At 39.8% G+C, this 21,178-nt stretch carries 22 protein-coding genes; 8 read left to right on the forward strand and 14 right to left on the reverse strand.

Going from position 1 to position 21,178, the window contains the following annotated elements; translation table 11 throughout:
* Window positions 1-108: 108 nt before the first annotated feature.
* The gene (locus G6R02_RS16575) at window positions 109-579 is read left to right on the forward strand and encodes a DinB family protein (protein WP_246202643.1); all 471 of its coding nucleotides are present in this window, start codon (window positions 109-111) and stop codon (window positions 577-579) included.
* A gap of 247 nt (window positions 580-826) precedes the next feature.
* Here G6R02_RS16575 and G6R02_RS16580 read toward each other — a convergent pair whose 3' ends face one another.
* A complete protein-coding gene (locus G6R02_RS16580; RefSeq protein WP_246202645.1) occupies window positions 827-1,108 on the reverse strand; it encodes an HAD family hydrolase in 282 nt (93 codons plus the stop codon).
* A 105-nt stretch (window positions 1,109-1,213) separates the two neighbouring features.
* Between G6R02_RS16580 and G6R02_RS16585 the strand changes: the two genes are divergently transcribed.
* Both G6R02_RS16585 and G6R02_RS16590 read left to right on the forward strand, forming a co-directional pair.
* Window positions 1,214-1,435, forward strand: a complete 222-nt coding sequence (locus G6R02_RS16585; RefSeq protein ID WP_164670515.1) for a hypothetical protein — start codon at window positions 1,214-1,216, stop codon at window positions 1,433-1,435.
* A 135-nt stretch (window positions 1,436-1,570) separates the two neighbouring features.
* Complete coding sequence (locus tag G6R02_RS16590) at window positions 1,571-2,005, forward strand: cell wall hydrolase (RefSeq protein ID WP_164670516.1); 435 nt, start codon at window positions 1,571-1,573, stop codon at window positions 2,003-2,005.
* Window positions 2,006-2,131: 126 nt separating this feature from the next.
* Here G6R02_RS16590 and G6R02_RS16595 read toward each other — a convergent pair whose 3' ends face one another.
* The 5 genes from G6R02_RS16595 to G6R02_RS16615 form a co-directional block, all read right to left on the reverse strand.
* Window positions 2,132-3,166, reverse strand: a complete 1,035-nt coding sequence (locus G6R02_RS16595) for a Gfo/Idh/MocA family protein (RefSeq protein WP_164670517.1) — start codon at window positions 3,164-3,166, stop codon at window positions 2,132-2,134.
* 12 nt (window positions 3,167-3,178) lie between these two features.
* Window positions 3,179-4,159, reverse strand: a complete 981-nt coding sequence (locus tag G6R02_RS16600; protein WP_246202647.1) for an ABC transporter permease — start codon at window positions 4,157-4,159, stop codon at window positions 3,179-3,181.
* A complete protein-coding gene (locus G6R02_RS16605; RefSeq protein ID WP_164670519.1) occupies window positions 4,152-5,666 on the reverse strand; it encodes a sugar ABC transporter ATP-binding protein in 1,515 nt (504 codons plus the stop codon). Before G6R02_RS16605 ends, G6R02_RS16600 begins: the two co-directional genes overlap by 8 nt.
* A gap of 290 nt (window positions 5,667-5,956) precedes the next feature.
* Entirely contained in the window at window positions 5,957-6,919 is a 963-nt protein-coding gene (locus G6R02_RS16610) for a substrate-binding domain-containing protein (protein ID WP_164670520.1), read from the reverse strand.
* Window positions 6,920-7,043: 124 nt separating this feature from the next.
* The gene (locus tag G6R02_RS16615) at window positions 7,044-8,033 is read right to left on the reverse strand and encodes a LacI family DNA-binding transcriptional regulator (RefSeq protein ID WP_164670521.1); all 990 of its coding nucleotides are present in this window, start codon (window positions 8,031-8,033) and stop codon (window positions 7,044-7,046) included.
* A gap of 199 nt (window positions 8,034-8,232) precedes the next feature.
* Here G6R02_RS16615 and G6R02_RS16620 point away from each other — a divergent pair, with 199 nt between their 5' ends.
* From G6R02_RS16620 to G6R02_RS16630, 3 genes are all read left to right on the forward strand, one after another.
* Complete coding sequence (locus G6R02_RS16620) at window positions 8,233-9,201, forward strand: sugar phosphate isomerase/epimerase family protein (protein ID WP_164670522.1); 969 nt, start codon at window positions 8,233-8,235, stop codon at window positions 9,199-9,201.
* A gap of 158 nt (window positions 9,202-9,359) precedes the next feature.
* Window positions 9,360-9,911, forward strand: coding sequence for a GNAT family N-acetyltransferase (locus G6R02_RS16625; protein ID WP_164670523.1), 552 nt, complete (start codon window positions 9,360-9,362; stop codon window positions 9,909-9,911).
* The gene (locus tag G6R02_RS16630) at window positions 9,908-10,285 is read left to right on the forward strand and encodes a nucleoside 2-deoxyribosyltransferase (protein WP_164670524.1); all 378 of its coding nucleotides are present in this window, start codon (window positions 9,908-9,910) and stop codon (window positions 10,283-10,285) included. Before G6R02_RS16625 ends, G6R02_RS16630 begins: the two co-directional genes overlap by 4 nt.
* A 246-nt stretch (window positions 10,286-10,531) precedes the next feature.
* Here G6R02_RS16630 and G6R02_RS16635 read toward each other — a convergent pair whose 3' ends face one another.
* Window positions 10,532-10,828 (reverse strand): 4a-hydroxytetrahydrobiopterin dehydratase, encoded by a 297-nt coding sequence (locus G6R02_RS16635; RefSeq protein ID WP_164670525.1) that lies wholly within the window; start codon window positions 10,826-10,828, stop codon window positions 10,532-10,534.
* Window positions 10,829-11,032: 204 nt separating this feature from the next.
* On the opposite strand from G6R02_RS16635, the gene G6R02_RS16640 reads away from it, so the two are divergent.
* Complete coding sequence (locus G6R02_RS16640) at window positions 11,033-11,617, forward strand: hypothetical protein (RefSeq protein WP_164670526.1); 585 nt, start codon at window positions 11,033-11,035, stop codon at window positions 11,615-11,617.
* A gap of 73 nt (window positions 11,618-11,690) precedes the next feature.
* Here G6R02_RS16640 and G6R02_RS16645 read toward each other — a convergent pair whose 3' ends face one another.
* Entirely contained in the window at window positions 11,691-11,867 is a 177-nt protein-coding gene (locus G6R02_RS16645) for a hypothetical protein (RefSeq protein ID WP_164670527.1), read from the reverse strand.
* A gap of 165 nt (window positions 11,868-12,032) precedes the next feature.
* Complete coding sequence (locus G6R02_RS16650; RefSeq protein ID WP_164670528.1) at window positions 12,033-13,748, reverse strand: ABC transporter ATP-binding protein; 1,716 nt, start codon at window positions 13,746-13,748, stop codon at window positions 12,033-12,035.
* A gap of 158 nt (window positions 13,749-13,906) precedes the next feature.
* Here G6R02_RS16650 and G6R02_RS16655 point away from each other — a divergent pair, with 158 nt between their 5' ends.
* The gene (locus G6R02_RS16655; protein ID WP_164671101.1) at window positions 13,907-14,272 is read left to right on the forward strand and encodes a DoxX family protein; all 366 of its coding nucleotides are present in this window, start codon (window positions 13,907-13,909) and stop codon (window positions 14,270-14,272) included.
* A 301-nt stretch (window positions 14,273-14,573) separates the two neighbouring features.
* On the opposite strand, the gene G6R02_RS16660 is transcribed toward G6R02_RS16655, so the two are convergent.
* The 5 genes from G6R02_RS16660 to walK form a co-directional block, all read right to left on the reverse strand.
* Entirely contained in the window at window positions 14,574-15,788 is a 1,215-nt protein-coding gene (locus tag G6R02_RS16660; protein ID WP_164670529.1) for a S1C family serine protease, read from the reverse strand.
* 543 nt (window positions 15,789-16,331) lie between these two features.
* Window positions 16,332-17,117: an MBL fold metallo-hydrolase gene (locus tag G6R02_RS16665; protein ID WP_164670530.1), complete on the reverse strand. Its 786-nt coding sequence runs from the start codon at window positions 17,115-17,117 to the stop codon at window positions 16,332-16,334.
* Complete coding sequence (locus G6R02_RS16670; RefSeq protein WP_164670531.1) at window positions 17,114-18,046, reverse strand: two-component system regulatory protein YycI; 933 nt, start codon at window positions 18,044-18,046, stop codon at window positions 17,114-17,116. Before G6R02_RS16670 ends, G6R02_RS16665 begins: the two co-directional genes overlap by 4 nt.
* A gap of 2 nt (window positions 18,047-18,048) precedes the next feature.
* On the reverse strand, window positions 18,049-19,350 hold the full coding sequence (locus G6R02_RS16675; RefSeq protein WP_164670532.1) for a YycH family regulatory protein: 1,302 nt from the start codon (window positions 19,348-19,350) through the stop codon (window positions 18,049-18,051).
* Window positions 19,347-21,173: a cell wall metabolism sensor histidine kinase WalK gene (gene walK / locus G6R02_RS16680; RefSeq protein WP_164670533.1), complete on the reverse strand. Its 1,827-nt coding sequence runs from the start codon at window positions 21,171-21,173 to the stop codon at window positions 19,347-19,349. Before walK ends, G6R02_RS16675 begins: the two co-directional genes overlap by 4 nt.
* Window positions 21,174-21,178: the final 5 nt, after the last annotated feature.

Raw genomic sequence — 21,178 nt, forward strand, 5'->3', positions numbered from 1 at the left:
CACTTTGCCAGTAACCCCACCGCTAAAATACCTAAGGCAAATGAATGGGCAATCACCGCGATAGAAGTTATACTAAAAGTACATTCAGTATTGACAAGGAGGATTCAGATGAGTAATGCAATGGATGGAGCTGTGAATGGCTGGCTGCAGCATCGGAAGGTGCTGGATGATTTGCTGGCGCTGGTGGATGATGAGCATATGAATTACAGGCCCTGGGATGGTGCCATGTCACTTGGGGAACTGGCTATACATATCGTCACGTCAACACACATGTTTGTGAAAGGGATTAAAAAAGGTGAATTTGAAAGTCCTCCAAAGGAAACGAATTATCAAACGATAAATGATGTCCGCGAAATCGTGCAGCGGTACACCGAAGAAACCAAGGAAGAGATTTCAACCATTTTTACTTACCAGATGAAAGGTTATATTTTGTTCAATAACATGCGCGCACCTGGTACTTATTGGTTCTCCAATGCGATTGATCATGAAGTCCATCATAAGGGACAGCTGTTCACATACGTTCGCATGACCGGCGTAAAAAACGTACCATTTTTCACCCGTCAGCCGGATGAAATTTAGATGGTACATGGCTAAGGCGTACCAATGATAGAGCAAGCATAAAACTATTGGTGTCAGCAAGTATGAATAACATACTAATCAACACGCACTTCAATATAAAACAGCAATATGATTATAAATAAAAACGCTCGAAATTGAGCGTTTTTTTCTTTTTAAAATAACCTTATTTAAAAAATGCATCAGATTGTTAAGAAAATCCATCTATAATTTTACTTCCTTTGTAAAGCTAACAACCATCCGTTCTGAATTATATTACATAGGCACTGAATGATTTAACAAAGTATCTTTCTATAAATTGAGCTAATCCATCATTTTCATGGTGACCTATTACAATATCAGCTGCTGCTTTAACCTCTTCGCCAGCATTACCCATTGCCACACCAATACCGGCATGACGAAGCATCTTAACGTCATTGGGCCCATCCCCAATGGCTGCTGCTTCATTTGGATTAATTCCAAACGCGTTAAACAACTTTTTTGCATTTAACAGCGTACCATCCATATCAATAAATACTGCACGAACACTCAATTATACTGCCTCCTCATTCATTATAAACTTATCTTAACATTCAAATTTTAAAGTCAGGTAAACTCCATGTGTAGATTAAATTAAGTTTTAGGAGAGCAGGCTCTTATGTGGAAGGTATTTTATGGTTACAAAACAGCTATACTAATGATTTTTGATGGTGTTGGTATTATTTTTTTCAAAAATAATACTGTTCACAACTATAATCGAAATCCGGACGGAAAAAGTGGCATAAAAATATCGACAATTTTGTGGAAAAATAATAGATATTTGGATTATTGTGTGGAAATTTTTAGAAACTCTTATACAATCGGCTACTTAATGAAATAACGAGCTATTTAGTTGAATACTTTTATAAAAAAGAAGACATAAATTCTATCCTGCTTAAAACCTTAGCTTTAAGACGGAGCACTATTATATATCAATGAAGCAGGCTTTTTCATACAATATTTTGGAGGTGATAAAATGCCAATAGTAAAATACACAGATTCAGACGTAGCCTTAATGGCAAGGATGATGAGAGCGGAAGCTGTTGGTGAAGGAAACTTAGGAATGTTGTCTGTCGGAAATGTAATTGTTAATCGTGCTAAAGCGGATTGTTTAGATTTTGAAGATTTACGAACAATTCGGGACGTTATTTTTCAAGTACAAGGAGGAAATTATTCGTTTGAAGCTGTCCAGAAAGGCAACGTATTTTATCAAAGAGCGAGATCTAATGAAAAAAAATTAGCAAGAAAGAATTTGAATTTTTGGAGGCAACACCCATCGAAATATGCTCTTTGGTATTTCAATCCATATGGCCCATGTCCTTCAACATGGTACGGTGAACCTTTTTCTGGTCAGTATAAAAATCATTGTTATTATGAACCAGCAGCTGGAACATGTGTCAGTGTTTATTGAGTTATATTTTACATGGGTTTTGAATTGTGCTCTTTCTTCAAATTAAGCCTTTATCGTTGAAATACCAGGATTCCTTACAGAAAGATCAATAGGCTGTCTCAGTAATTATTTGAGACAGCCCCTCACTTATACCTTCACAACCGTATATGTCTCTGCCGCTTCCAATATACCAAGCACCGCTTTTAACGATGAAAGTGCATCCTGGCCTGTTACAATTGGATCCTTATCAAGCCGGACACAATCAATAAATGCATCGATTACTCCAGTATTTGTCTGATTGTCATTAGTCTGGATGGATTCCAGCTTATAATTGATCTGTTCACCATCTTTTGTGGTGACCTCAATCTGATAGTCTGGATTGTGATAGATTTTCAATATACCTTTTTCACAGTAGATGATCGTACTGTTATCTTCTTCCCCGTAATAGGTCCACGAAAACGAAGCTGTTCCAAGCCGTCCATCCCTCGTTTTCAGACTGCATACGATGTTGTCGCATACTTCAATTGGGCTTCCGTTTTCATCCAACTTATCGAGTGCACCCTGAAAGGCACTTACTTGCTCAATTTCATCATCCAATAAGTAATGAATCAAATCCAGCTTATGAATGCCTAAGTCTCCAGCTACACCAAAGCCGGAGCGGTCTTTTTTAAAGAACCATGTGGAATTTGTTTTGTTTACACCCCAATGCTCCGGGCCCTGGTGACCAAAAGTGGTTCTGAATGTGAGCACCTTTCCAAGTTCGCCATTGCTGATTATTTCTTTCGCTTTTTGATGTCCCCTCGTAAATCGCTGATTATGATCGACCATTAATTTTTTCCCGGACTTCTTTTGAGCATCAAGCATTTCATTCGCGTGCTCAATCGTAAGTGAGATTGGCTTTTCACACAGCACATGCTTCCCGCTCTGAAGTGCCCTGGTTGAAAACACGTGGTGATTTTCGTTTGATGAGCAATCACTGATAACCTGGACAGAAGGATCCGCCAGCAGTTCTTCAACAGTTGACGCCACACTGCCATTAAACATTTCTGCTAAGGCACGGGACCGTTCCCGATTTCTGTCATAAAAAACAATTTCACTTACGTATGGATTCGCTTTATATTCTGGTGCATGACGAAATTTTGCGATTGAACCGCAGCCGATTATACCTGCTTTTATATTCATGTGGACTCCCTCCTATTCTCGCTTCTGGAATACTACTGCTACAATAATTATCAAGCCTTTAACAAAGCCCTGAAGGTGTGGGGATACATTCATCAGGTTCATCATATTACTGAGGATACCTAATATCAGCACACCAAAAAATGTACCGATAATCTTGCCCCGTCCACCAGTCATTCGCGTCCCGCCGATAATAACTGCAGCGATGGCATCCAACTCATAGAGCTGTCCTGAACTCGCGGATGAGATAGAATTAAGCCGGGATGTTTCAATGAGTGCCGCAACACTTACAAGCAGCCCCGCCAAGCTGTATACTGCAAGCTTGACACGATCGACACGAATAGCTGATAGCAATGCGGCTTTTTCGTTACTGCCGATTGCGTATACATAACGGCCAAATCTGGTTTTGTGCATTAAAATATAGACGAATGCCGTCATTGCCAGGAAGATAATAATTGGGTAGTCGATTAACCAAAGACTTGAATTAGCTATAGCCGCAAAACCAGTTACCTCACTGGAAATACTTCCGCCATCAGAAAGATACAGTGCTATCGACCGGGCGGCAGCCATCATGCCCAGCGTGGCTATAAACGAAGCTATTTTCCCTTTTGCAACCATTAACCCGTTAAGCAGTCCAATAAATGAACCGACAATAAATGCGGTTAGTACACCAACCACGATACTTCCTGATGCATTCAGCGCTGTAACGGTTATCACACCTACAAGCGCCAGAACGGAACCAACGGAAAGATCAATCCCCCCTGACAGCATGACAACGGTCATTCCAAGAGAAATGATTCCGATAATCGAAACATGCATTAAAATATTCAGCTGATTCGTTATATCCAAAAATCTTGGGCTCATAATCGACGATGCAATAAAAATAATCAAAAATGCGATAATCACACTGTACTCTAACCATAACCAGGAAAGCCGGTCTTTTATATCGTTTGTCCCTGTTTTCTGAATGGTTTCTTTTCGTTCTGTATTAGCCAATTGGTACGGCCTCCCTTTTCGACCCGGTTGCATAACTCATGATTTCATCTTCTGTAGCTTCTTCACCGCTAAACCGGGCGGTTATTTCTCCTTGATACATCACATGAACGCTATGACAGATTTTCAACAACTCCGGTGCTTCCGACGAAAGAATAATAATGCCCTTACCCTGTTCAGCCAAGTCAATAATATGCTGATAAATCTCCCGCTTCGCACCGACGTCAATCCCCTGGGTAGGGTTATCAAAAATAATAATATCTGTATTCACTTCCAGCCATTTTGCGATAACTACCTTTTGCTGATTTCCCCCGCTCAATTTATCGATAGTTACCTTTGGATTATGCACTTTGATATTCAGTTTATCTTTATAAAACTGAAACTTTTCATTTTCCTCTTTCTCCTGAATAAAGCCTGTTTTTTCAAAATGACTCATCGAGGATAAACTCATATTATGAATAACACTTAAATCTTTAATAATTGCATTTTCCTTACGATCTTTCGGCACAAGCCCCAAACCCGCTTTTATTGCTTTTTGGGGATGATCTATATTTACCACCTGACCATTTATTTTTATGTCACCAGTGTATTTTTTTCGATAGCCAAATAAACTTTCGAACAATTCGGTCCTGCCATCACCGGCTAACCCGGTAAACCCGACAATTTCACCCTTTTTAACCGTGAAATTAATATCTTTGAACAGGCTGTCACTTGTTAAGTTGTTCACTTCGAGGGTAACCGGGCCAAATTCATGTTCCTGTTCAAATCGATCTTCAGAAACTGACTTCCCGACCATCAAATTGGTAATCGTGTTTAAATCTTCGTTCTCCATACTTCCGGTTCCAACCATTTCCCCATCACGAAGCACGGTATAGCAGTCACATACTTCTTTGATTTCCTTCAATTTATGGGAAATATAAATGATGGAGACACCGGATTTCTTCAGATTCTTCATTAAGTCAAATAACCGGTCAACTTCATGTTCCGCAAGAGCTGACGTAGGTTCATCCATAATAATAAGTGTGGAATTATGTAATAGTGCCTTGGAGATTTCGATTAGTTGTTTATAGGAGGTATCCAGGTTACGGACATATTCCTTTGGATCGATATGGACACCTAATTTTTCAAGAACCTCTGTCGTTTGTCTGCACATTTCTTCGACTTTAACAAACCCCATTTTATTGCGGAGTTCTGAACCAAGAAACATATTTTCATAGACTCTCAGATCTGTCACGACATTAAGTTCCTGGTGGATGAAGCTGATTCCATGATGCTGTGAAACTCTCGGATCAGTAATATTAACGGTATTTCCGTTTATTTGAATCGTCCCATTATCCGGCAGATGAACACCGCCCAGTATGTTCATCAGAGTGGATTTTCCTGCTCCGTTTTCTCCAAGCAAGGCATGTATTTCGCCATGCTCCACATTTAATGAAACATCTTTTAAAACAGGTACATTATTAAATGATTTTTTAATGTTGCTCATTGAAATGAAAGGATTTTCGGACATATGTATATCCTCCTTTTATAAGAAAAACAGGAAATGAGGTAGGACATAATGAAATCGTGTTACACAAAAGATAAACAATGCAAGGAATTAGCGGAGGAAATATACGTAGACTCCTGCGGGAGGAAAGGCCTGGATGAGACTCTGTAGCGCGTTAGCGCAAGGAGGCTCAACAGCCGCCCGCGGAAAGCGAAGTATATTTCCGTAGCGGTTATATGCATCTTATTCCTGTTAGATCGGATTTTTCTTTTGATAAAACAATTTGGTCCCAACCTCACTTCCATGGATTTTATTTAAAATTTAGAGTCCGGATCGTAGTATTCATCAACATTTTCTTTCGTAACCTTGGTAGCTTCTTTGACAACCATTGTTTCTCCCGGTTCTTCACCCTGTGCCAGTTTTGCGGCAATTTTAACGCCGTCTCTGACCATTGTAGGCGAATACAGGAAGGTTGCTGAAATTAAACCATCATCTTTGATACTTTCAAATACGCCTTTAGCGCCACCAGCACCAGTTACGAATTGAATGTCATCGCGTCCAGCTTCTTTGATAGCCTGAACAACACCTAGTGCCATACCATCATCCTGTGTGAACACGGCATCAATTTGCGGCTGAGCTGTCAAAATATTCGACATTACTTCCAGCGACGTCTCCTTGGAAAAGTCTCCGCTTTGGGAGGCGACCACTTCGATACCTTCCGCATTTTTCATTGCTTCCTCAAATCCTGCACCACGTTGCTCTGTAACCGAGTTAGGCGGACCAGTGATTTCAACCACTTTTGCTCCTTCACTCAGATTTTCAACGAAGTACTTACCGGCATTAACACCGATACCTTTGTTGTCACCTTTTACAACAACTGTTGCTGCATCATTTTCCAGTTCACGGTCAACAATGACTAATGGAATTCCTGCTTCCTTGACTTTTTTTCCTACCGGTGACAGTGCTGCTGACTCGATAGGCAGCATAACAATAGCATCCACACCTTGTGAGATTAAGTCATCAACGTCATTTGCCTGTGTATTGGGATCACTCGCATTGGTCATTACATAATCAATGCCTTCGCTTTCTTTGATTTCCTTGGCCTGCTCCTCTGCATTTTCAATTAGAGCACCCATCCATCCGTGTGTTGCAGACGGCAGGGAAATACCGATGGTAAGACTGTCATCCCCTCCACTTTCACTGTTTCCTTCCTGACCACAAGCCGCTAAGGCGACCATTGTTACTAACGCCAAACATAAAACCAGAAATTTCTTCAACAAATTTCACCCCTTTGTTTTATTGAAACGCTTTTCCCAGATGTAATCGATTACATCAACATCTAAGGCCAGCGCTCTATTATCAAACAATTATTCAATAACAGAGCGCTGATCTTAGTTGCGTTTATCCTGATGTTGACCCGCGAATGACCAATTCATGTTCCAATACAATACTTTCAACAGCTTCACCTTTTATCTTATCAATCAGCATTTCGGCAGCTATTGTCCCCATCCTGTACATTGGCTGAGCAATTGTTGTCAGGGTAGGATGTGTCATATTGGAAAAATCAATCTTATCGAATCCGACTACTGCAATGTCGTCGGGTACATTTAATCCATTACTGTTTATTTCTTTCAATGCTCCGATAGCCAACATGTCAGATACCGCAAATACAGCTGTCGGACGATCATTTAAGCTGATTATTTTCCTCATTGCCTGCTGACCATGCTCAAAGCCGAGCTGATGTGTATGGAAAATATAGTTGTTATCAACAGGAATATCGTGTTCCTCCAACGCCTTCATATATCCCAATCTGCGTTGTCGTGCGTATAAATATTTTTCGTCTGAGTTAATTAAAGCAATTTTTTCATGACCGATTTTTATCAAATGTTTCACTGCACGATATGCTGCCAACTCGTTGTCTATTGTTACATAGGGAATGCCGCTGTCCACTGCATATTCACTGCACTGGATAATCGCATGCCGTTCGGCCAATTCGGTTAATGTATCGATGTTTACAGCCGGGTCCATCGAGATTATTCCATCAGCCATTTTCTTTCTGACCAAATCAAAATAAATATTTTCCCGCTCAGGATTTGAGTCAGTTTCACATAATAGAATGTTGTAATTGTGACTCAGTGCTGTCGTTTCAATACCATTGATTATTTCAGAATAAAATGGATTTGATATCTTTGGAATCAAAATTAATAGAATCCGGGTCTCAGATGTTCGTAAATTTCTGCCAAGTAAACTTGGTTCATAATTTAATTTATTTATTGCGTCTTCTACCTTTATTCTGGTTTTAGCGGTTACCGTACGTTGTCCATTTAACACCCTGGACACTGTTGCTACGGAAACTCCTGCTTGTTTAGCAACCTGCTGGATGTTTGCCATCTGCTTCTTCCTCTTCAATATGTTATTGTTACTGTAATCGTTTACATTTTATATAGTAATACACCCGAAATTATCTGTCAATACAATAAATAAATTCATTTAAAACTATTGATTTAATTGAATAATTTATATATGTTAGTAATGTAATGGATTACAAGGCAGTATATTCTGATAATTATAGCAAAGGGGGATATTTTTTATGAAATTAGGTGTATTTACCGTGTTATTTTCCGACAAAAGTTTCGATGACATGTTGGACTATGTTTCATCAAAGGGGCTTGAAGCAATCGAACTGGGGACAGGCGGATACCCAGGGGATGCCCATTGCAAGGTGGATGAACTGCTGAATGATGAAAGTTTACGGAAAGAGTTTAAGCAAAAAGTAACCGATCACGGTCTTTCCATAAGTGCATTAAGCTGTCATGCTAATGCACTTCATCCGCAAAAAAAAATTGCAGAGCCAGCAGACGAATTGCTGGATAAAACCATCCGGCTTGCTTCCATGCTTGATGTTCCGGTTGTTAATACATTTTCCGGGTGTCCGGGAGACCATGAAAATGCACTTTATCCAAACTGGCCTGTAACACCTTGGCCACATGATTTTCAGGAAATACTTAAATGGCAATGGGAGGAAAAACTGATCCCGTATTGGAAGGAAAAAAATGACCTTGCTGAAGCACATAATGTAAAAATCGGATTGGAGCTGCACGGCGGCTTTTCCGTTCATACACCAGGGAACATGCTTCGTTTACGAGAAGCATGCGGTCCAGCAATTGGCGCCAACCTAGATCCAAGTCATATGTGGTGGCAGGGCATTGATCCGGTGGAAGCAATTAAAATACTCGGACGAGAGGATGCCATCCATCATTTCCATGCAAAAGATGCGATTATCGATCAGCAAAATATAAACCGAAATGGTCTTATCGATATGACGGATTACTCACAACTGCGTGACCGTGCCTGGTATTTCAGAGCGGTCGGCTTTGGCCATGACGTCAAAACATGGGCTGATATGGTCAGCACATTACGTCTCATGGATTATGATTATGTTGTAAGTATCGAACATGAAGACGGATTAATGTCCGTTGATGAAGGATTCACCAAAGCAGTGGAGAATTTGAAACCTGTAATGGTAAAAGAATCTGTCGGTGAGATGTGGTGGGCATAGCATTTGTGTTTTCAGACTGATCCAGTGATAGCTGGATCGGTCTTTTTTTTGCAACAATTAGATATGCTGTTTACGTACAACCTTAAAAAAACTACTTTCCTATCCCGCAATTTATGATAGAATTATTTTTAAAAACTATACAGGCAGGCGGGATATTTATGTTTCTATTTGAGGTGGACTCTGAAGTAAAATTAAAGTACATGGACATTTATGATGCAGAAGAATTATTCCAGTTAACAGATTCTTCAAGGGAATCACTAAGTGAATGGCTGGCATGGGTTGATGATACAAAAACGGCTGATGATTCCAAAGCTTTCATTGAGTCCATGATTAAGTCATTTGCAGACCGGCGAGGCATGACAACTGGAATCCTTTATAATGGTGAACTTGCCGGAGTAATCGGATTTCATGGATTTGATTGGAAAAATCGAATTGGAAGTATCGGTTACTGGCTCGGGACCGCGTTTCACGGAAATGGCATTATGACACGTGCCACAAGCGGTTTATTGGATTATGGTTTCTCCAGGCTAAAACTAAACCGTGTGGAAATTCGTGCTGCCTATGAAAATTATAAAAGCAGAGCTATTCCTGAACGACTTGGATTTGTAAAAGAAGGACAGATAAGACAGGCGGAATGGCTCTATGACCATTATGTCGACCATGTTGTCTACGGGATGCTGGCAAATGAATGGAATGAGTGTAAAAAATGAAGTTTTATATAGCTTCTGGATTTTCCAACAAGGAACTGGTACGTTATGTGACACAAAAACTTTTGTCAAAAGGGCACAGCCACACATATGATTGGACTGCGAACGAGCGGGCTGCGACAAAAGAAAAACTCCGTACCATTGGTGAACTGGAAAAAGAGGCCGTAGCCGATTGTGATCTTTTTATATTGCTGCTCCCAGGTGGGAGAGGAAGCCATACTGAACTTGGAATGGCACTTGCATCAGGTAAAAATGTATATATTTATTCATCTGACGAAATAGACCCTCAAACTGCAACGTCATTTTATTATGTTGATGGAGTGAAACGATTTTACGGAGATATTGATGACTTTATTAAAAAAATTGGAATGGATTAAAAAGAGGCTGGAACAAAAGTGTTTTATCAATAACAAAATCCGAACATATTGGAATTGGTGGATAAAACAGCTCCGGGAATATACTTCGCTTTCCGGGGGCGGCTGGTGAGCCTCCTCGTGCTAGCGCACTTCGAAGTCTCACCGATGCCTTTCCTCCCCCTGGAGTCTACGTATATTCCCTCCGCTATTTCCATTCATTGTTCGTCTTTTGGCAACACTTTTTTGTTTTGTCCCAGCCTCTTTCTATTATTTATCTGCGTTTTCATACAGTTCATCAAAATGATTAACCATCTCAAAGTCCAAGTCAGTTAAGCCTTTCATTTGCCATGATGAAATTTTTAGTGTGACAACCTTGTAATCAATCGAAATGAACGGGTGGTGCTGTTTTTCTTCTGCATATTCCGCTATTCTGTAAACAAACCGTACGCCATTGAGAAAGTCCTTAAATCGATATTTTCTTTGTATCCACTTCTCATCCAACCGCTTCCAGTCAGGCAGGCTCTCCAATTCCTTTGTGATTTGCTCTTCATTCAAGCGTTCCATTATTCTCCTCCTTCTTTTTTATTATCCGTCTGGTTGTTGCCTTCATTTTAACAAACTTTAATCATAAATGCCCAAAATCAACAACATATCAACAGCTTATCCACAGAAAATTGGGGATAAGTCTGAATAAATACATATGAATATAAACAACTTGGATAACTAAAACTACACTATAGATTTTCATAATAAATGGAGGTGTAACCGGTGAATGAACAGGAGCTTTATCATAAAATTTATAAAACGAAAGAGCAGCTTAGTAATCTTCTTTCTGAGCATTGGCAACTGTATTCAAATACGGAAACATGGTTCTTTTGGTTTAATCTGGCAACGATAGTTATCCCATTAATTGTTCTGTATTTTACTGTTGATAGGAAAAGATTATTCGAGATCTCATTCTTTGGTTACTCTATCCATGTTTTATGGACTACCATCAGCAGCTATTTAACGTCTCACAATTACTTTAATATGGTACACAGTATTTCAGATGTATTGCCACAGGGAATAACTGTATCAGCTGTTCTATTCCCGGTAACTTTTATGTTGATTTATCAATACTGTACAAACAACGGGAAAAATTTCTACCTTTATTTTATCATCGGAACATTTATATTCGCCTTTGGATATGGCTTTTTTACAGATGCTATCGGCCTTTTGAGAATGCATAAAGGAATGAATCTTTTCTACTTGTTCCTTATTGATACTGCAGTTATATTAATCGCTTACGGAGCGACAAATATTTTTCGAAAAATAAAGTACAGCCAATCAGAAGAAGATTCCAATGCTGATTAAGCACCATATTAAAGAGAGGCAACCAAAAAGTTCAGCAACTCATGGAAAACCTCTTCATCATAGTAAATTAGTTTTATTCAATTAATTGGTTTGTTAAATAAATAATAGTATGAAAAATTTCTTCTCTTGTTGTTATCGTTAAGTTTGGATTCTGAAACTGGGAAATTAAATCCTGGATTTCCCTTATCAACAGATCATCTGATTTATTTTTCTGTTTTCCATTTTTCCGAAGATAAAAAAAGTCCTGCATCAAGCAACCCCCAAATCCACTAAAAATTTCCTCTATTCCTATTTCCTTCTATCAGACAAATTAAACATAATTCTTATTTTTCTTTAAACTGTATTAAATTAAAATAGACATCAAACCATTAATATACAAAGGTTTGATGCCTGTCATTTGTTATATTTGAATTATTTAACGCATTTGAACTTTATGCAAGTGGGCAAAAATTCCATCCCGCTTCAGTAGTTCTTCATGACTTCCTTCTTCCTCAATACCGTCTTTTGTTACAACCATGATCCGATTGGCATTCTTAATCGTTGCCAGACGATGGGCAATCACAAGTGTGGTCCTGTCTTTAGAAAGCTCTGTCAGCGCCTTTTGGATAATCGTTTCCGTTTCGGTATCAAGTGCTGATGTTGCTTCGTCCAGAATCAGGATTGGCGGATTTTTTAAAAACATCCTGGCAATGGCAATTCGCTGTTTCTGTCCGCCGGAAAGCTTCAGGCCGCGCTCGCCAACCTGTGTTTCGTAGCCATCTGGCAGCTCTTGAATAAATTCTTCCATATGTGCCTGGCGGGCTGCATGTTCAATTTCTTCATCCGTAGCATCAAGCTTGCCGTAAGCGATATTTTCACGGAGTGTTCCGGTAAACAAAAACACATCCTGCTGCACAATTCCAATTTGACTCCTCAGTGATTCCTTCGTCATGTCGCGCAAGTCCATACCATCTATTTTTATACTCCCCTGATCAACATCATAAAACCTTGGGATAAGTGAACATATCGTTGATTTACCGGCACCTGATGGCCCGACAAATGCGATGGTTTGACCTTTATTAATGTTGAAGCTGAGCGATTTCAGGACAGGTGCTTGTGTTTTTTCATAGCTGAACGTTACATCCTCAAATGCTATATTTCCATTTAAAGATGGTACTGCTGTTGCGTCATCACGGTCAACAACGTCCGGGTCGACATCCAAAATATCGGTAAACCGCTTAAATCCAGCCATACCTTTCGGGTAAAGCTCCAGCAATGCACTGATTTTTTCGATTGGTTTAAATAACACATTTACTATCAGAACAAATCCAACCAGTTCTCCGGTTGTCAGTCTGTCATTTATAGTCAGCCATGCACCAACAACCAGAACAACTATGATAATCAGGCGCATCATCATGTAAATATTTGAATGAACAAATGCCATTACTCTATAGGCACCGATTTTCGCTTTGCGGAAACTGTAATTGTCTTTCGTAAAACGGTCCATTTCGAATTTTTCATTGGTAAATGACTGCACCACACGGACACCTGCAACAGCATCCTCCACCCGTGCATTTACCTCAGCAATATCGTGGTACATCGCTCGCCACGCCTTATTCATTTTAATATTGCTGTACGAAATCAGGAAAACCAAAAATGGTACGGCAATTAAAATAATCCATGCGAGCTGTGCATTCTGATAGAACATATACCAAAATGCACCGACAAACGTCATAATTGCTATGAAAAAATCTTCCGGTCCATGATGGGCAAGTTCACCAATGTCGAATAAATCATTGGTAATCCGGCTCATAATGTGTCCGGTTTTTGTGTTATCAAAAAAACGGAATGACTGCCGCTGTACATGCTGGAACAAGTCCTGCCGCATATCGGTTTCAATATTAACTCCAAGCTTATGGCCAAGATATGTCACCACATACTGCAAAAATGTACTAAGCAAATAAACGAGCAATAGCCCAATGCTGACAAGTACAATTAAATTCCAATTATCACCGACCAGAAGCCTGTCAATAAATTCCTGGACCGCAATCGGAAAGGCCAGTTCAAGCAATGCCACTATTACTGCTGATGTAAAGTCAATAATAAATAAACGCCGGTGCGGCTTATAGTATGAGAAAAAACGTCGAATCAAAAGTTGCACTTCCTTTTCTGTTTATCTATACGAATTATAAGTTTGCATAATCAGCTTGGCAACAATAAATGCTTATCCTGGAAAAAAGGTTGTCAATCTTGTCCACATACTTGCATATGTATTAGATATAAATTTTATGGAGGTGGACTCCTGTGCAGATGAACATATCCAAATGGATTTGTTATGCGGTTGGCTATGTATTTCTAACGTCCGGCATTCTCAAATTGGTTGCTGCTGATTTTAAGGCAACATTTATGAGCCTGGGCCTGCCTTTTCCAGGTACAACATTATTTCTCGTTGCTATTACTGAAATTACCTGCAGTGCACTTATTATCGGCAGAATGTATGTCAAACAAGCTGCAGCACCGCTTATTTTAATCATTCTGGGTGCTATTTATCTTACAAAATTACCTGTATTAATGACCGACGGCTTTTTGCAGTTTGCATTTAATGCCCGACTTGACATTGTAATGCTCATATTGCTGATCCTGCTTTGGCAGCACGTCCCAGGTAAGAAACTCTAGGCTCCGACCTGGAAAATATAATTACAGCAACTACTACAAATACAGCCTCAATAACACCTGCAGCAATAACTTCTTATAGAAATATAGTAAGTTGATCAATACATGATGAATCCAGTCCCATTGTGTCTGCCGCAGTGGGGCCTTTATTGTCCCTCAGCCGTTATCCACAAAGTTATCCACATATGCACAAACGTTCGGTGTTATTTTGTTATGGAATAAACGTTCTCCACCATATATTGATGTTATCTACATGTTATCAACAGTTTGTGGATAAAAAAAGCTACCCTTATAAAAGGATAGCTTAACGTTGTTCACCTAATGTAATGGTTGCATTTTGTTTTTTTCCATCCCGGTAATACGTAACCTTTAGTTTGTCACCGACTTCTTTTTCTTCGTAAAGAATCTTTCTCAGATCAATCATATTCATAACTTCTTTACCATCAACAGCGGTTATCACATCAAGCCGCTCCATTCCAGCCTTATCTGCCGGGGAAAATGACTCGACACTCCAAACATACACGCCGCCTTCAACCTTATTTGGAAGGTTTAGTGTTTTATCCCATTCAGACTGTGGAACTTCATCAAGGGAATAAATTTCAACACCTAAATACGGTCGTGTAATTTTTCCGGTTTGTTCAAGTTCTTTTACAATAGGTCTTACCGTATCGATAGGTATGGCGAAACCAATGCCTTCCACAGCAGTTTGGTTAATTTTCATTGAATTAATTCCAATCAGCTTTCCATCGATATTAATCAGTGCGCCACCACTGTTTCCCGGATTGATTGCAGCATCTGTTTGAATTACCTCTGCCTGCCAGTCAGCACGGCCATCCTGGTTAAAATCCTGTGGAATTGTACGCTGCTTTCCACTAATAACCCCTTGCGTAACTGATCCCAAAAACATGCCCAGTGGGTTGCCAATTGCAATTGCCGGTTCACCGACCTTAACATCATCAGACGTGCCCATTTGAATTGTTTGCTTAACCTGATCGCCGTTCATCCGCAGAACAGCCAAATCGGAAAATAAATCACTTCCAAGAATTTTCGCCTGGATTCGGGTATCATCTGATAAAACAACTTCTACCGTATCGGCACCTTTAATGACGTGATGGTTAGTAATCACATATGCTTGGCCATTTTCCTTTTTATAAATGACACCGGAACCTGATCCAGCCTGGTCTCCATTTTCCTGCTGCTCCCAAAAGCTTCCTTGCTGCTGAATATTCATCACGCCAACCACTGCATTTGATACATTTTCTACAACCTCTGTTACTTGTGTGGATACATCAACATTAACAAAATCTGCTGTCCTCTGGTTCATGCTGCTGTCATTCGTAAAATTATCTGCTGTATCCGTATGTTCTGTCCAGGCTGCAGGTAATATATCCGATTTTAATATAGTTGGTAATGCAACAAGCACCACAACCATACCAATAATAATTCCCACAAGCGCAGGCACCAGCCATCGCCGGTTGTTATTCCGATTCGGGTCGTAGTCTTCGTCAAAATAACCCATGGAACCATCCCCTTTATTAGGAAAAACTCGGCATCCGCCTCGTCTTTCCAGAAGTCTGAGGCAAGATGTCAGATAGGAAGGGTTTGGGACAAAAGTGTTTTATCAGTAACAAAATCCGAACATATTGGAAATGGTGCATAAAACCGCTCCGGGAATATACTTCGCTTTCACACCTCCGGGTACCAAGGCGACATCTGCTCAAAAAGTACGCTTTCGCAGTGTCTTCTTAGCCGGGGGCGGCTGGTGAGCCTCCTTGTGCTCGTCGTGTTGCAAATTATTTCGGAGGAGCAGCACTCCTCGCAGAAAAGATTGCTAGCGCACTTCGGAGCCTCACCGATGCCTTTCCTCCCGTTAGAAGGAGGGCCGACTAAAAGCGGCCTTTGCGGCCAACGTCGGCATACCCCTTTGAAGGGGCATATATTCCCTCCGCTGCTTCCATGCATCGTTCGTCTTTTGGCAACATTTTTTGTTTTGTCCCAGCCTCATTCTCTTATTTTACAAAAACCGATTGGTACTATATATAGTATTCCAAAATGATCGATTTTAAACCACCTCATATAAAGCTGTCGGTGTTTTAGGATCCGTGTCGCAAAGATCAAGTTCTATCCCGCGCTCACGCAAGACTGAATCAACTGACATGCGGGCAAGATCCTTCATGTTGTTATCCTGACTTAAATGGGCCAAATAAATACGTTTTGTCCGATTCGTTATGATATCTGTTAAAGCAAGACCACAATCTTCATTGGAAACATGTCCGGAATCACCTAAAATCCGGCGCTTCACATTCCATGGGTAGCGTCCCATCCGCAGCATACTTACATCATGATTTGCCTCAAATATGTAAGCATCCGCGTCTTCAACTGTTTTTTTAATCCGTTCTGATACATAGCCCAGATCAGTCACAAGTGCTACTTTTTTTCCTTTATGATGAAAAGTAAAAAACATTGGCTCAGCCGCATCATGGGATACACCGAATGATTCCACGTCAATATCACCAAATGTTTTTACCTGCTCCATACCAAAGTGAAATTTCTGATCCAATGAAATGGTACCAATGGAATTGTTCATGGCGTTCCATGTTTTTTCATTTGCATAGATTGGCAAGTTATACTTTCGGGCAATGATTCCGAGTCCTTTAATATGGTCACTGTGCTCATGGGTAACCAGAATTCCGGTCAGGTTTGCAGGGTCAACCTGAACTTCACTTAGCAGTCTGTTCATCTGCTTGCCGCTCAATCCTGCATCCACCAGCAGCCTTTCTTTCTCTGATTCTATATAAAACGCGTTTCCTGTACTTCCAGAAGCAAGTACACTAAAACGTAATGTCATTGTGGTTCACTCCGATTATCTGTTGTTAGCTTTTGATTAAGACGATTTATTATAAAACTTTTCATATCATTATCGTCCGGCAGTTTTTCCTGGATTTTTTCTATATTGGAGTTTACAGCTTCCGTAAGAAATGTCAGTTCCTCGCTTGATACCACCAGATTCTCAATTGCATTTACGTAAAAATTTTCATTTCCATTAACTGTTATCTTCCATGTTGGTGCAAAGACTTGTTCACCAGTACCCAAGGGTATTCTTGTATAGAATCCCATATTAACTTTAGTAATTTCATCACCAGACAATAGCATGTTGCCTTCAAATAAAACTTCAATGGCTGTCATCGGTGGAATAAGGTCTTCTGTCTCTGTTGGTGTACTTTCCTCACCCAGCATAGTTTGTGTATAAAAAGTCATCTCATTTTCATCATTGAGGAAAATAAGAATAATTCCATTTTGGTTATAATAAATAGGCCTGTCACTTTTTTTCTGGAAAAAAACCAGGACATTCATTTCCTTATTCCACGTTCCATACGTGTAGCTGTCTGGTGATAAAATTCTGTTTTTAACCAGTTCAGTAATTAGACTGCTGTCTGCATTTTCAGGTATTGCTACTGGTTCATTAAACCGGGACAATATCAATTTTGAGTCAATAACTTCTATTTGCTGGTTTTCCAGCCCGTCCAAAAATTCAAGGTCCTTATCGGTATACGTCTTTTGACTTACGGTTATATTGGTTTCTTGCGGCTTTTCATCAGGTAGATCAGCACTTATTGTAATATCTTCTTGTTCAAGCTGCTCCTGAAGTTCAAGTGATTGTACCTCTGTCACACCGTAATCCAATTCTTGCTGCTTATTAAAAAACATAAAGAGCAAATAAACATTCAGAATGAGGAAGCAGAGGATAAATAACGATTTGATTTGTTTCCATTGCATCCTCAACCCCCTCCTTCCAACTGTGTTATTTCCTCAAAATTAATTTCACGCCAGCTTCCATTATAATCCATGAACCATGCCGGTTCTAATTCGATGGCATTGTCACTGCTTCGATAGGATAGTTGATACCCTACTTTTATATCATTTACATTGCTCATATCATACGTCTTACTGTTTTCTAGAATGTATCTCACATCAGATCCTGAAGGTAATATTTCCGTTTTACCGCCAAGATAATTGTTCAGTCTGAACAATGGACGGTTATATTGATGAAGCTCTAATGAGCGGTACTGCTGTTCAATGACGGAAGAATTGTTATTTCCGAAGACAGGATATCCGTCATAATACATCTGATATTTAATCGTATTTGACGTTGTATTTAACGCCATCAAATTATATTCATCCGTGAAACCCCGATGTTCATTAATATGTGTTATACTTCTCTCGATCAGATCGCTTGAAGACATGCGTTCATAGGTTGACTCCAGCGGGTTTTGAAACTCCAGCGTTCTCCTGTTCTCATAAACACGCATAATTCCCCGCTGACTGTCCGTAAAATAAACTTCATTTTCATTTACCCGGTTATCACTTACGAGGTCAGGATTCCTGAATAATTCATCAACCATTTGATAGGGACTGATTGTGTTAATTGCCACCAATCTGCTTTGTATTTCCACCTGAAACTTAGGGATAAAAATCGGACCTTCAGCTCCATCAATCTGCAAATACTCAGTTAATCCTTCGAAGGTTGTAAGGTACCCCCACAACTGGGCAAATCGATTGGAATTATTCACAACTGCTGTTGCCTGCCGCTGACCATCTGCAGATAAAAAAATGAAATTTAACGTATTGGAGTCGGTATTAAACGTAATAAATATTCGTTCAAAGCTCCAGCCTGGAAATGTAACGTCTTCATTAAATGAGAATAGACTTTTCGCTGCGCTTAACGGTATAACATCAGGGAAAATGATCTCCACCTGCTTCTCAATGGAAGGCCTTCCATTGCTGGGACCGGTCTGAAATTCGTAAAGAACCCATTTCTGCTGCATATCCTGATAAAGTGACCGGTAGTTCCCCGGATCGGTAAAGCCATAATAGCTATCACTATTCTTAAAAATGATGGATTCTGGTTCAATAAGTTCCTGTATTGATTTCTCCCTTCCTCCAATGTCCACACGATCCTCAAAACCCTGATCCAATGTTTCTAGTTCAGGCTGATAACTCCACAGGACATACGTTAGCAATAGGCTTATTCCAACCAATATCCATAATATGAAAGACTTAATTGTTTCAAGATACATCATTTACCCCTCCGCTTCTTATTCATGAGCGGAAGTGTAAAGAGAACGGTGGTCCCTTTACCTTCTTTACTTTTTGCCCAAATTTTTCCGTGATGTGCCTCAATCATTTCTCGGGCAATCGCTAATCCAAGGCCGGTACCGCCAAGTTTACGTGACCTTGCTTTATCAGCACGATAGAAACGATCAAATATTTTACCAACTTTGTCATAAGGGATACCCATGCCCTGGTCTTCCACACTTACTGTTATCTGTCCTTTGCTTCTGGTTACATTGAAGCGGATCGTTCCGCCTTCAGGGGAGTATTTGATTGCATTTGAAATGACATTATCAAGCACCTGGAACATTTTATCTTTGTCAATCCAAACATAATACGTTTCATTTGGCAGCTCGCGCTTGAGTTTTATTTCTTCCGTCACATTCATTTCAAAGCGGTCAATTATATGGTCAAAAAATTCGATAAAGTCGGTTCGTTCCTTTTGTAATGAATATTCTTTGTTATCCATTTTGGACAGTTGCAGGAGATCATTCACCATACGAATCATGCGCTCTGTTTCATTCTGGGTAACATCCAAAAACTTCGGAGCAATATTTTTATCCTCCCAGGCACCCTCGGTTAATGCCTCAATATAACTTCGCATGGTTGTTAATGGCGTCCGTAACTCATGGGAAACATTTGATACAAACTCGCGCCGTTCCTGTTCCACTTTTTCCTGTTCCGTAACATCGCTGATTACTGTGATAAATCCTGTAACATCATTTTCATCATCGGCAATGGTGGAGAAGTTGGCACGGATTAAAAAGAAATTATTCTCATCGCTAAAGTCAATTATCATGGAACCACTATCAGGGAGATCGGTAATATCCACTGACTTTTCATCTAATTGCAGAACATCGAGTAAAAAGGTTCCTCGGACTTCTTCAGGGCTTTGACCGATAAGCTTTGCTGCAGCATCATTCATTAATGTGACTGCTCCTGTCTTATCGGTAGCAATTACCCCATCGGACATATTTGATAAAACAGAACTCAGTTTCCTCCGTTCTTCTTCCGTTAACGCTCTTGAATGCTTCAATTTTGCATTTAAGTCGTTAAACGATTCAGCAAGCTGACCAATCTCATCTTTTCCATAAACATTAACTTTCTGGGAAAAGTCTTCTCTGGCCATTATTTGTGCCTGTCTGCGCATTTCCATAATCGGTTTTGTTATAGTTCTTGCAACCAATATACCTAAAAATGCCGATACAGTAATTGCTAAAACCGAGCCACGCAGAAAAATACTGTTGATATCTTCCAGCTGGTTATAAACACCTTCAAGGGAAGCTACAACCTTAAGTGCACCAACCTGTGTATCTTCAACATTGTAGATTGGGACTGCCCTGACATAAACACGGTTTCGCTCTGCATTATATTTCTTTCTTCTGTCTTCTACACCATAAAGCAATGTGTTTTTTATAATATCGTCATTTATCTTTTTATTAATATTGTTATCGCCAGAATTATTACCTGATGCGATAATCCTGCTTTGCATACTGACAACCTGGATATTAATTATATTACCCGTGTCATTGACACCAACAATGTCCTGAACTTCCTGCTGAAGTGATGGTTCATTTCCGTCCTCGGTACGTTCCCTTGAGAATGCCTGCTTCAGGTTAACCTGCAAAATATCAACGCTTGCTTCTACGGACTCTTCGAAATTTTGAACAAGCTCTTCTTCCAATTCTGTTGCAAAATACGAACCGATAACCTGTATCGTAACAAGCAGCAGTAAAATAAAAATAATAATAAATTTTAATTGTATCGAACGGAAGAAACCTACTTTATGCATAAAAC

Source organism: Virgibacillus doumboii, from assembly GCF_902806455.1.
GTDB lineage: Bacteria > Bacillota > Bacilli > Bacillales > Amphibacillaceae > Lentibacillus > Lentibacillus doumboii.